Source organism: Legionella qingyii, from assembly GCF_003184185.1.
Window position 1 is genome coordinate 15,660 of the sequence record NZ_QHJG01000058.1, and the last position, 12,608, is coordinate 28,267.

Here is a 12,608-nt window from a genome sequence, read left to right on the forward strand (position 1 = left end):
GCTGAACTAGATTATCTCGGCCATAGTTGGGATTGCAGCAAGGGATATAAGCAAAGCGGAAATGGGTGTATCAAGGTCGTTATACCCCAAAATGCTGAACTAGATTATCTCGGTCATAGTTGGAGTTGCAGCAAGGGATATAAGCAAAACGGAAATGGGTGTATTAAGGTCGTTATACCCCAAAATGCTGAACTAGATTATCTCGGTCATAGCTGGAGTTGTAGCAGGGGATTTAGAAAGATTGGCGAATACTGTGAACCTATTTGAAATAAATTGTAGGAGTAATATTAAATGAATTGCTCGAGTAACATCCAACCTAAAATTATGAGCTCTAATAGACTAAGAAATTTAGAGAATTCAGAAATCCAAGAAAATCCTTTTTTCTTGCTTGGTGTGAACACTCGCGATAGTAGAAAACGAATTGTGGAATTAGCTGAAGAAAAATCGTTAGAACTTAATCATGAAGTATGTCAAAAGGCACGTTCCGACTTAACAAACCCAAGAACTCGATTAAGCATTGAATTGGCCTGGTTGCCTGGTGTTTCTCCAAGAAAGGCAGAACAACTAACCAATCAATTAATTTTTGACCCAATGTCAATTCGAAAGGAGACAGGTTTACCAGTTTTGGCTCATGCCAATCTTATGGCTGCTGCTTTTAATGCCATTGACGCTAAAGATAAAGCAGAAGATATTTCAGAGTTCATACAGGAAATAGTATATCTTATTGATAGTATAAAAATTGATGACATCATTCGTGACATAAATGAGGATCGTTTGGTAGCTGGCTTTCCCGAGGTTCATGCACAGCAGCATATTGAAGCAGATCTAGCAGAACGAAATCAATATTTTAGAAGTGTCATTAAAGATGCCTTAAACCGACTCCCATCTTCAACTCTAATCAAAGTAGTTGCATTAGTAGTAACTAACATAACACAAAATGGTGAGAAACATGCTCCAGTCTTGATTGATGAGTTGGTAGATAGTTATGAAATAGAATGTCTAGAGTTTCTCCAAAAAGAAGCAGACAATATCCAAGAACTTATTAAAATAGCAGACGAATCTGCATCTGCTGGCGAAAAAGTTGTTGAGCCAATTATCGATAAACTAGAGACTGTGGTAAGAAATTGGGCTCAAGTTGCGAAACCTATTCAACTAAGTGCAATATCTCGTGGGCTTGAGCATGAATTAAGTAATACGTTAGCTTACTCAATCAGAAATCTTGCAATCGATTTGTTTAATGAGCACGAGATGAGTAATCAAACAAAAAGAATTACAAGTCTTATTAATGAGCTATTTTATGACCCAGAAATCCTGGCACGTGTAGAACAGGATGTTGATAAACTCCAAGAGATTATAGAAGAACAAAAAAATTCTGATATTCGTCAAACCGAATTTGCTAATGAAATAACCTATCAAGCTGAAATCGGTGTGATATTTAAGGAGTTATTAAGTATTTCTCCTAATGGAGTTAAGTGGAAAGATAATAGTTATCCACTGGAGGCAATCACGCGAGTTCGTTGGGGAGGAGTCAGGCACTCTATAAATGGCATACCTACGGGCACCAGGTACACAATAGCTTTTGGTGATAATGATTCAGAAACAGTTGTAGATCTAAGACGTAAAGAAATCTATTCTACTTTTATTGACAAACTATGGAATGCAGTCGGAATTCGTTTATGTTCGGATATTCTTGCAACATTAGAATTAGGTAAAGAGATAAAGCTAGGCGCTGCTGTAATCAGGGATGAAGGTATCTCATTTATCAGGTATAAACTTTGGGGTAAGAATGAATCCATCAGCTGTTTGTGGCACCAAGTCCATACTTGGAGCTATGATGGAAAATTCTATATTGGTATGAAGGAGGATAAAAAAACTTATATTGGATTATCTTATATAAATGATCCAAATATTCACATACTTGAATTAGTACTCCAAGTGGCCTTTAAAAAGCCCGGAATAAGATTACTAAGTGATACATTCAAAGAGAATTAACTTATATTAATAGACTTTTTGAAAAGCAGGTTTAAAATATCACCTTGATACAGATAGAAATAATTCATCATTAAATTTGTTTATGTTAAATTTATCTTCCCACTAATAAGATGGCTTTGCAATTATGTATTAATATGTACTTTGGCACTTTGAATTATTCAAAATTCCAAAAATTAAACCTTTGTAAGTTCAATAGCATATTCCTGTCTTAGATATTTGTTACTTAAATTATATTTCTTCAGTTGTTTCATAAGAAAGCATTTGATCATTATGTGTATTTAGAATTCCTTTCAATATATTGTCTATTCTTACAATTTCAGCCTTCCAGTCCCTAGACCAATCTTGTGACCAAATACGCTCTATTTTCCATCCACGCGATTCCAACAACTCTTGTCTAATCTTATCACGGTCGCGAGCATAGGGTGTAGAATGAAATAATGCCCCATCACACTCTATACCTAAAATAAAATTAGTTTGAATGACAGGATGATGAATTCCTAAATCGATATAAAAGCCACTTGATCCAATCTCAGCAGATACCTTATAGCCTAGCTCTTCTAATCGACGTTTAACATTTTTGCTGAATGAGCTTGATTTTCGAGTAGTAATAGCACCACCAATACCAAAGGAATCTAATATAGCCTTTGCTTCAGGATAACTTTTATCATTGATTGCTTTTGCATATTTAAGATATCTTCCAAATAAAACTAAATCAGGATTTTTAGTAAAATCTTTTTCTTCTGTTGGAATTAAATTTGGATCAAATGAGCAGAATACTTCTAGGCTCTGTTTCGCACGAGTGATTGCAACATTAAGACGTCGTCCACCACCTTGCTTCGAAAGTGGACCAAAGTTCATATGTAGTTTCCTACCCTGTGAGGAGGGAGCATATCCGACAGAAATTAATACAAGGTCTCTTTCATCTCCTTGAACATTTTCCAAGTTTTTCACAAAAAGAGGTATATCAGATTCGCCATTACTGAGTATTCTTGCTTTTTTTATATTATTTTTAAAACTTACATCAGAATGTATTCTACGTTCGATGGCATCTTCAATAGCTATCATTTGCGATTGTCCCATCGCAATAACACCCAGAGATTTTTCAGGATTAATTTGGAATAACTGAGCTAATCTGTCGACTAAAGCTTCAGCCTCAACATTATTTCCTTCTTTTTGGTTAAAATAAGCATTATTTATTTGATGAAATTTAATAACTTCTCCTTCAGTTAAATAATATGGATTAGGGGCAGCAATTAATCTGCCTCCATAAAATGCTCTATTTGAAAATGCAATTAGAGATTCAGAGCGGCTTCTATAGTGCCATTCTAATACTTCAGAAGGATAAATTTGAGAGGCTAGATCTAATATACTTTGTGATAAATCTGATTCATTTTCATCGTCATCATCGTCAATAAATTCAACTGCTGAAAAGAAATTTGTAGGGGGCATTTGTTTTGGATCACCTACAACAACCATAGAATTTGCTCTATAGATCGATGGAATAGCATCTTCAACCCTTACCTGAGATGCTTCGTCAAATATAATAATATCAAATAGTCCCATTTCCATTGGAAGTATTTGACTAATGCTTAATGGACTCATCAACCAACAAGGTTTAAGTTTTAACATAGTAGAAAGTGCCCCTCGCTCCATAATTTCACGAGGCGAAAGTACCTTACGTTGTTTGTTAGCTTCTTTCTTAAGTAAACTTAATCCTTCGAACTCTCCAACACCATTACCCCATCTTTTTGAAAAAGCATTATTTACAAATTCACGTGCAGAAATTCGGTGCTCTGATTCGATTTTTTTAAAAGATTCAATTTTAGTAAGAAAATTATTTCGATCGAAATTTCGTAGTTCAGGATATTGTGTAATAACTTCGTCTATCCACCATTTAATCACTAAAGAAATAAGGTATTGGTCCCAGGAGTCATCAATAGGAATGAGATTCTTAATCATTAGTTCTTTTGATAAATCACAATTAAAAGATGATTTAATGTTGTTTAAACATAAATCAATCTTATCTAAGATTTCCAAATCGCTCATTTTTTCAACAAGAAAATCATAGTTATATTTTTCATTATCAGTATCTGAGACTATAGGTTTTTCGAAATACTGATTTAGTTCATTTTTTAGCTTATCTAGTTTCTCAATTTGTTCTTCTAAATTGATTTTTGCTTTATATAAATCAGGAAATATTTGTTTAATTTTTGTCGCCGACTGACTGTTATAACTAGTTAATTCAGGATTAGAGAATAGTCCTAATTTCCTCATAATATCTCCAATACTAGATATGGCCTTAAGTATTGGATTAATTGTATTGAAGGCTTGAACAATTTTTTCTGGATCTGACTCATTAATCTCTAATGGAAGTAACTTATTTTGAGTGATGGATTTGAATGATTTTATGGCTTCTTTTACCAGCCGATATGATTTAAAAGACTTATTTGTTCCATCCCAATTTGCTAGAAATTGACGCCTATAATTCCTCATTTTCCAAAAATTTGGGGTTAACCAATGAAATATACTACGCGAAATAGAGTAGTACATTTCAAGTTGCCTAATTATTTCGTCATTAGCATTTTTGTTTATTAAGTCAAAATGAGACTTCTCACTTTCAATTACTTGTATTATTTCCTGGATTTCCTTTTGATATATCATTAAGCCAGATAAATCAGAGTAAAACAAAGCAGCAAACTCTAACCATTCAGAAGGTAGAGATAATTGAGTTAGCTCCTTTAATATATTGGAAGCGGGGATAGCTTCAATATTATTCACTCCGATATCTTTGATTTGTATTTTAATTGAGGATATTGATTGTTCAGTAAGTTTAATTTTTTCGACCATATCTAACATTACTTGCATAAAGCTATTAGTTAAAATAGTATTATCCTTCCTATGAAGCCAAGGATGAGTAGGAAGATCTTTCACTTTTGCTACATGCACTTGCAGTTCCCTTAATTTTCCACATATGTGCTTTAAGTCATCAAATGAATATTTTGCAAATAAATTAGCGAATTGAATATTCATCTTAATATTCTTTTGCTCGGAATGTAGGGTAAGTAAATCAGAAATATATAAGCCACTTGGATTGTGGACTGTTTCTAGTATTCGGTAATAAGTATTGATTTCTAACTTTAGGTTATCTAGTTCATTTGTTAACAATTCCCACTGTTTTTCAGCTTGGGGATCATGGCTTGCTTCTGCTAATTCTAAAAATGAGTTATATAAGCTTTGTTTATTCAAATCACTACTGTGAATAAGAACTGATTGTGATACAAGGTTAGCTTGTTTTAATCGAGCATATACAACATCAAGTGCTGCTCTTTTTTCTGATACAAATAGTACTTTTTTACCTTTTGATAAAGTTTCTGCAATAAGATTTGTAATTGTTTGACTTTTCCCAGTACCCGGTGGTCCCTGTATCACGACTACCTTGCTCTTTGTCGTTTGATCAATAGCTCTATGTTGAGATGAGTCAATATTTACAACAAAAAAATTATCTCGTTCTTTATAATCATCAAGACCTTTTATTCGCTCGTATATTTCACCTTTATTAGTAGGAATAGGTTTTCCGAGAAATAACTCTGATAAAATGGGGTGCATTTCAGAGTTTTCAAAAATAGAATCATAATCTCGAAGAAGTACTGTGCGACTTGCATTAAGATGGTCTATTAGGACAATATCAATTAGATAAAACTGATTTTCATTGACTTTACTATATAGCTCATACTCTTTTTTCGTGAGAGCCTCCGCTAGGTTAACTGGAATTCTATCAACAATTTCTCCTTCCTCATTTTTTACAATTTTAAAACGAGGAGGAATTTTGGGGAGGGAATCAGTAAAGGATTCATCATGAATAACTGATTTACCAGATTTTTCTAAATAGTTCTTAAACTCTTGTAAAGCGTCGGATACTTGGTCAGATTCGAAATGTTCTGGAAGTTTTATGCCTAATTTTTGCCGAAGTGCAAGACGTAATGATGGATTCAAATGAACAGTAGTATCTTCTAGTTTCAAGCTCCATTTTTTTCCTTTATCCTTAACCACATCTACTGCTATTTTAAAAATTGGTGAGATTAGTAATTCATCTTGTTTGAAATTTACATTATCCCTCCAACAAAGAAATGGCCCTAAAAGCCAAGCTCCAGAAATACCATATTCACGTTGAAACTTATCATCAGCAAGCCTTATTTTATCAAGTCTCTTAATTAAATCTGTATTTTTAGTTTCTTCTAATAGAAGATGTTGAGTGAGATTAAAATAAGAATTATTCATCAACTCTTGGAATATTGTTGATGTTGAGCGCAGGGGTATAAATTTTTCTGAAATAATAGCGTTATAAGCATCTTCTACCTTAGGAGCTTTTGATAAGTTAATACAATGCCCACGACTTTCACGGTAATAAATTTCTTTATTTCTGCGTGATAAGTTGGCTAAGAGGTCTCTATAACGTAAAATTTGTTTTTTAATAAAATCTAAAATTGACACAGCTTCATTTTCCAATGGTTATGGAAAATCCATTTCTACACAATTATTCCTTTTATCAATAAGAATCTGATAACGTTCAAGCAACGATTAGAAGGGCACTGTCCAATTCCGATCTCTTAATTAATCGTTTCTTTAGATAAGATGTTTTTATTTATCAGTGTTGATTAAAAATTTTTCGATTGTATATTAATGAGCAAAAATCTTCCAATAAAAATCGAAATTTAATGCTATTAGTAATAAATTTAACCGGGTTTTTATAACTAAGATGTAATGCATTGAGTACTTATTTTCGGGTAGATAAGCTCTTACTATGCCTCAACATAAATTAAAATGCTATCTCTTAAAAGTACCAATTAATGGGGATATTTTTTCCTAACTATCCATTTATAAAAAAGAAAAACCAATCAACCAACCGTTTGAAATTCTCTCCATCTAGAAAATCGTTCCCTTTAACAACTTGGACAAGAACTGAGGATTCAACCCCCAGAAGTTCTGCAAAATATTTTAAATCCATAGAGGCATGATGCAAGAGCATTTTAATTAAATTTTTTTGCGATTCATTTTTTAAGATATATCTTGCTTCTTTTTGTGGCAAGTTAATTGATAAACACTCCATGTCCGCTCCATATATAAACAAAATTGATTATTGCTTCTATGGATAAGAGTAAGCGGTTATGAATATTAAAAAAATTAGAATATTTACCCCGAGATTGTCAAAGGAAAAATGCATAAATGAGCCAAAAATAGTCAATGATAAGCAAATACTAAATAATAGCAAAACTTAAACTTGAACAGTTGAATCATTTATAGCTTCTGTAGATTTTTCATCAATAAGATTTTTTATCTTTCCTGCAATAAGGTATAAGAAAATACCACCTACTAATGCCCATAGTCCCAATTGACAAAATACATGAAGGTAATCTGGGTTGGTGATTAGAGGATCTGTTGCTTGTGTTTGTACCATTGCATTAGAAAAGTATTGTGATAATGATGCAGAAACTCCTGAAACCATCATCCAGGTACCCATTAAAATACCTTGTAACTTAAGAGGTGCTATTCGGCCAATCATTGCATATCCTACAGGTCCTATTAATAATTCTGCAATGGCTTGAGCGACTAGATGAAGTATGATCCAGGATATGCTGCTGAAACCTTGGTTGTTAGAAAATACTACCGCACAAGCCAAAGAAAAAAATGAAAAACTTAGAATTACAAAAGCGCTTGCAAATTGCATTGAGGTAGAAAAATTGTAACCCTTATCTTTGAGTTTATTGATAACAATCGCTACAACTGGTGCGCCTAAAATAATCACAATAGCGTTAAGATTTAAAATCCATTGGGTAGCAACTTCAAAATTAAAAATATGTTTATCGACATTATTCTTAATAAAAAGAGTGATGCCCATCGGGCCAGTATAATAGATCATCCAAAATATAATTGATGTCACAGTTAAGATTAAATAGACCAGAATTTTTTGTTTGTCTGCTTGATTTTTTTGTTGATAACCTAAAACTAGAATGACCAATAACATAACAATACTGGTAGTAATAACAAGGCTATTACTCAGGAAAGAAGAATGAAAACACAAAACTAACACTGGGATTAATGTAATAATCCCTATAAAGCTAATCATATTACTCGCGAACTTATTTCTACTGTTTTTAGAAGTCGAAGATAATTCATTGTCAGCAAGATTGTGCCAGCTAAAAATCATGAATAGTAACGTTAAAATATTAGCAAATACACCAATATAGAAAAGCTGTTGGTAATCATTTGAGTAATCATAAAATCCACTACTGATATATCCGGCAAAAAATCCTACATTCATTGCAGCATAACTTAAAAAGAACGCTTTATCCCTACGACTATCATCTGGCTGAAAGCGTTGAGATAAAATGGTGTTATAGCATGTTGTATTGAGACCGCAACCTATCAGAAACAAGCCTAATCCTACATAGAGTAATGAGACTTGAGATATTGCCAACACTACAAGCCCTGCCGTTTGAATTAGGGTTGTAATAAAAAATAAATTGCGATTGCTGATATAGCGACCTCCCATCAATCCACCAAACAAATGTAAAACATAGTTAAAGGCTAAAAATAAGCCCACAACGCTGTTAGAGACTGTTGGAGATAACCCAAGTTGTTTGCTTATGTAAAGTGAGAGGGAAGAATAAAGTATTGCAAACGAAAATGTTGAACAAGCCTGAATAAAGTAAAGCGATGTAACTCCATTTGGCATTCTTTGTATTGAATTATGCATTTTTTACTTTCACATCCATTGAAAAAGGTGACTCTACCATTAAAATTGGCTAGTATTAAGTCTTTTTTACAATTATCTAAATTTTAAAATAAGGATATTTTGTAATACTGTATTTTACAGGTGTTTAAGGTATGAACCGAATTGAAAAAGTTTCATGGAATGAAATCAAAAATAGAATTAATGCAGTAAATCCTTCTATATACCAAGTTTTAGACGAGCTTTTATCAAATACTCAAATCCCTTTTTTTCTGGCTCATTATCGTTTTGGTGAGCATTTTGGTATTAAAAATCTTGCATATCTTCCTGGTAAGTCGGGAAAACTGGAAAGAATAGATAGTCCCAACACAGATAATGAGTTGTTTCAACATTTAGGTTATGGAAAGAACAGCTTACCTTTAGGTATTATTCTGGATAAATATTGTGAATGGCACTATTTTGGGGAGGAAGATAGGATTTTTCCTGATTGTGTACAAGGCCCAGGTGCTATTTTTAATATGCAAATTGTATTTGATGAAGATCAGACAGTTGATAACAATGTTTTATCGGTTTCATCGGGGGCTCTGTCTTCTTTTCTGTTACCTAATATAGGATGCCAAAGAAAACATGCTCGAGTACAAAAATATTTTAATGTTTCTCATCCTCCACCAAAAACACCTTATGAACACTATCGTATCTTTAAAGAAGTCCTACAGGATGGATATACATCTACAAACTGGCATAGCCAGATTCTTTATTTTTCTGAACAGTTTATTGAGGAAGTAAAGAGGAATGATAAGTGGTTAAAGTTAAAGCTTCATTTTTCTGAAGCATTACGGAAAAAGCTAACTAAAAATACTTATGACTCCTCGTGTAATGATCTATTTTTAAGTGCAAGGAAAGTAAATCGTTTTAGGCCCACTCCTTTTATCATGGATACAGCAAAATACATTTTTAATATCTGCATGGGATCAGGTATTGGAGTAAAACCTGCTATTGATGAGCAGTATTTTCCTGTTAGTGATGTTCAAAGAATTTACAATACGTGTTATGGTCTTGAATATACACCTACGGTTATGGTTCCTGCTTCTTTGGATGAGAAAAATGACAGTGTTTATTATCCATTGCAATGCCCATTTGCAAAAATTAATACCTTTAAAACTAATCAAAGTAATAGCACGTTAACAGAGCTTGAAACTTTAAAGAATGTATTACTAGCATATCAAGAGGAGTTTACAGAAGAGAAGGGTGATGCATTTGGTAGCACTTTGTATAAAGTAAGTAAAGAAACTCAATTTACTTTTTATCATTATAAATCTGATAGTCAAAATTTGATTAAAAATCCAAATGAATTATTAGATGAGGATTCACGTTTTTTATTTTCTTATTGTGATAATGCGACGATCTTCTCAAGTGATGCGAAACTATTTCGTGGGTGTGTCCGACTTTCAAGATAATTTATAATCTTGGAGATTGATTTTTAGAAGTTTAAGATACTTTTCACTTAATTGTTTTTGATTTGCTGGCGTTATATACAAAGTTGTAGTCGAATTAATTTTTGAATCAACTAAATCCTTTAATTTAATTTTCTCAATTCTAGGTTGTTGCATAGGAACTTGTGCTGCTTCATATAGATAAGCGATATGATCATGGGGGTAGAACTTAGTTATGTATTCAGATAAAACCTGCATCTTACTAGTTTGATTAATATTATGCATTCCAAGGTTTGCTATCTGCCATAAAATGACATGAGCATTTATGTCGACATCTCTTTCATATAGTAATAGTTCGGTAGCATCAATAGTAAAACATCCTTTATTACCAGGATCTATTTCTAAATCACTAAATAGACAATCTAAAGTTGAAATTCCTGGGAGTATGGTAGCATTTCCATTAGCTGCTTTTATTTTTTTTACTGCATTTAAAGCTGATTCAGCGAATATGGTTGGGTGACCATAAAATAGAACACAAAGTATTTTGCCTTTATTATATTCGCTAATAATGTAGTTTGTAATTTTACTATAAGCATCGATTCGTTTATCACTACTAAAATAGAGCTCCTCTAAATTCTCAGATTCTTTAGATTCGCGCTGAATCCAAGACTTGAGATTCTGCTCATTGACTAAATATAAAACTTTATCAGAATTTTTAATTATATATTTAGTTTCTTCAGTAAAGTGAGAGACTGATTTTATTCCAGATCCGCAAACTATTAGCTTTGACATTAACTATAAAATTTCCACTATTTTATTTGAATGGGGTTGTTGCTCTGAACTAGTCATTTCCTGAACTGTATACAACAATTCCATATGTTCATTTGTATTTATAAATTCGCTGCCAACAGCATTTTCAATTTGGTTCAATAAATCCATTTTTTTCTCCATGAATCAACTTTCGGTTATTGTATAAACAAAAGGGTCAAAGGTATAGCTAATTAAAAAATTAATCCAATTTACTAAAAATCATTACATTTATTTATATTGATTGGAGGTGCTCGATATGATGTAATAACTGCACGAAACGAGCATTTGTGTGATATGGATATTAATATGAATCAAAATAACCTTCTATATAAAAATATAAATAGTAACAACACCCTAAATATTATTGAAGCGGCTCTATTTTTAGGTGCGCATAAGGAAACAGTTCGTCGTATGGCCGTATCAGGTGATATTCCTGGTGTAAAGATTGGTAGGGGTTGGGTGTTTTTAGAGGAAGATCTTGTGGTGTACATACGATCTAAGTATGCTACCAGTGTTACATCGCAAGGCGCTGTCCATAGGAGTAATAATAAATGGCGCTTTACAAAAGAAACTCAACTTGGTGGGTTAGTTTCACCCATCAAGGAAAAAGAATACAAAGAAGCACTGGGACTGCCGATAAAGTAAGTGCACAAGAGTATCACGATAGGATCAAAGCGGAGTTATGGTCTGTCACTAAATTGGAAAATAAGCCAATTTATGGTTGGCGTGATGCCGTTTGTCGTTGGCTACGCGAAAATGGAAATAAGCGCAGCCTTGAAACAGATAAATTTCATTTACGATGGCTTGACCCTTATTTAAGTAATTATCAGCTTCATGAGATTAGTCATGAACTGTTAGAGGAAATTGCACTTAAAAAGGAATTAGAGGGTGTTACTCTCACTACCGTTAATCGTGTAATGGAAATTGTAAGGGCATTATTAACAAAGGCGTATAAAGAATGGGGATGGATTGAAAAAATTCCCGTTATTCGCATGCGTCAAATAGAAAATAGTAGAATTCGATGGCTTACAATTGATGAAGCAAATCGATTGCTAAAAGAATTGCCACCACATCTTAAGGATATGGCAGCTTTTACTTTAGCAACTGGTTTGAGAGCATCAAATGTTACTGGGCTGGAATGGAAAGATGTTGACATGATTAGACGACATGCTTGGGTGCACCCTGATCAGGCAAAGACAAAAAAAGCTATTTCTGTTCCGCTCAATGACAATGCTATTGAAGTTCTACAGTCCAGGTATGGTACTCATCCCAAGTTTGTTTTTTCCTACCAAGGCAAAAAAATAGGGAAGTGCACCAATCATGCCTGGTTAAAAGCTCTTAAACGAGCTGGTATTGAAAATTTCCGGTGGCATGACCTAAGGCATACATGGGCAAGTTGGCATGTGCAAAATGGGACGAGTTTGCAGGAGTTGCAACAACTTGGTGGTTGGTCAAGTTTTGAGATGGTTTTGCGTTATGCACATCTTTCTGGCGATCTATTGAGAAATGCGGCTAACCGAATTAACTCGTTAGGTGTAACCAGAGAAGTTCATAATGTAGAGGGGTTTTTATAAAAAAGTGTTGGCTCTACCCCAAAAAAGGGGGCATTTTAATCAAGTTAGTCTAGACTAACCCATTGATTT

At 33.3% G+C, this 12,608-nt stretch carries 10 protein-coding genes; 5 read left to right on the forward strand and 5 right to left on the reverse strand.

Features of this window, described 5'->3' with window-relative positions; genetic code table 11:
- A partial coding sequence (locus DGG96_RS21105; protein WP_205872632.1) for a hypothetical protein occupies nucleotides 1–267 on the forward strand: 267 nt, incomplete at its 5' end.
- Between the two features lie 24 nt (nucleotides 268–291).
- Nucleotides 292–1,992 carry a hypothetical protein gene (locus DGG96_RS19920; RefSeq protein ID WP_199742187.1) on the forward strand — a complete coding sequence of 567 codons (1,701 nt, stop codon included), beginning with the start codon at nucleotides 292–294 and terminating at the stop codon, nucleotides 1,990–1,992.
- A 228-nt stretch (nucleotides 1,993–2,220) separates the two neighbouring features.
- Here the strand turns inward: DGG96_RS19920 and DGG96_RS19925 are convergent, their stop codons facing one another.
- The 3 genes from DGG96_RS19925 to DGG96_RS19935 all read right to left on the reverse strand — a co-directional run bounded on the left by DGG96_RS19925 (nucleotide 2,221) and on the right by DGG96_RS19935 (nucleotide 8,746).
- Nucleotides 2,221–6,498 (reverse strand): AAA domain-containing protein, encoded by a 4,278-nt coding sequence (locus DGG96_RS19925; RefSeq protein ID WP_110144216.1) that lies wholly within the window; start codon nucleotides 6,496–6,498, stop codon nucleotides 2,221–2,223.
- 361 nt (nucleotides 6,499–6,859) lie between these two features.
- The gene (locus tag DGG96_RS19930) at nucleotides 6,860–7,099 is read right to left on the reverse strand and encodes a hypothetical protein (RefSeq protein WP_110144217.1); all 240 of its coding nucleotides are present in this window, start codon (nucleotides 7,097–7,099) and stop codon (nucleotides 6,860–6,862) included.
- Nucleotides 7,100–7,264: 165 nt separating this feature from the next.
- Nucleotides 7,265–8,746, reverse strand: a complete 1,482-nt coding sequence (locus DGG96_RS19935; RefSeq protein WP_110144218.1) for a peptide MFS transporter — start codon at nucleotides 8,744–8,746, stop codon at nucleotides 7,265–7,267.
- Nucleotides 8,747–8,877: 131 nt separating this feature from the next.
- Between DGG96_RS19935 and DGG96_RS19940 the strand changes: the two genes are divergently transcribed.
- A complete protein-coding gene (locus DGG96_RS19940) occupies nucleotides 8,878–10,179 on the forward strand; it encodes a hypothetical protein (RefSeq protein WP_110144219.1) in 1,302 nt (433 codons plus the stop codon).
- On the opposite strand, the gene DGG96_RS19945 is transcribed toward DGG96_RS19940, so the two are convergent.
- Both DGG96_RS19945 and DGG96_RS20985 read right to left on the reverse strand, forming a co-directional pair.
- The gene (locus tag DGG96_RS19945) at nucleotides 10,171–10,947 is read right to left on the reverse strand and encodes an SAM-dependent methyltransferase (RefSeq protein WP_110144220.1); all 777 of its coding nucleotides are present in this window, start codon (nucleotides 10,945–10,947) and stop codon (nucleotides 10,171–10,173) included. The two genes, DGG96_RS19940 and DGG96_RS19945, sit on opposite strands and share 9 nt — an antisense overlap.
- A 3-nt stretch (nucleotides 10,948–10,950) precedes the next feature.
- Nucleotides 10,951–11,094: a hypothetical protein gene (locus DGG96_RS20985; RefSeq protein ID WP_158618866.1), complete on the reverse strand. Its 144-nt coding sequence runs from the start codon at nucleotides 11,092–11,094 to the stop codon at nucleotides 10,951–10,953.
- 177 nt (nucleotides 11,095–11,271) lie between these two features.
- Here DGG96_RS20985 and DGG96_RS19950 point away from each other — a divergent pair, with 177 nt between their 5' ends.
- Complete coding sequence (locus tag DGG96_RS19950) at nucleotides 11,272–11,610, forward strand: helix-turn-helix domain-containing protein (protein WP_110144225.1); 339 nt, start codon at nucleotides 11,272–11,274, stop codon at nucleotides 11,608–11,610.
- Nucleotides 11,517–12,539, forward strand: a complete 1,023-nt coding sequence (locus tag DGG96_RS19955; protein WP_110144221.1) for a tyrosine-type recombinase/integrase — start codon at nucleotides 11,517–11,519, stop codon at nucleotides 12,537–12,539. Before DGG96_RS19950 ends, DGG96_RS19955 begins: the two co-directional genes overlap by 94 nt.
- The last annotated feature ends 69 nt before the right edge of the window (nucleotides 12,540–12,608 follow it).

Bases quoted from the DNA above. Each gene is read 5' to 3' on its own strand.
- DGG96_RS19935 (WP_110144218.1), bottom strand. From the start codon at position 8,746: ATGCATAATTCAATACAAAGAATGCCAAATGGAGTTACATCGCTTTAC.
- DGG96_RS19920 (WP_199742187.1), top strand. From the start codon at position 292: ATGAATTGCTCGAGTAACATCCAACCTAAAATTATGAGCTCTAATAGA.
- DGG96_RS19945 (WP_110144220.1), bottom strand. From the start codon at position 10,947: ATGTCAAAGCTAATAGTTTGCGGATCTGGAATAAAATCAGTCTCTCAC.
- DGG96_RS20985 (WP_158618866.1), bottom strand. From the start codon at position 11,094: ATGGATTTATTGAACCAAATTGAAAATGCTGTTGGCAGCGAATTTATA.
- DGG96_RS19930 (WP_110144217.1), bottom strand. From the start codon at position 7,099: ATGGAGTGTTTATCAATTAACTTGCCACAAAAAGAAGCAAGATATATC.
- DGG96_RS19940 (WP_110144219.1), top strand. From the start codon at position 8,878: ATGAACCGAATTGAAAAAGTTTCATGGAATGAAATCAAAAATAGAATT.
- DGG96_RS19950 (WP_110144225.1), top strand. From the start codon at position 11,272: ATGAATCAAAATAACCTTCTATATAAAAATATAAATAGTAACAACACC.
- DGG96_RS19955 (WP_110144221.1), top strand. From the start codon at position 11,517: ATGGCGCTTTACAAAAGAAACTCAACTTGGTGGGTTAGTTTCACCCAT.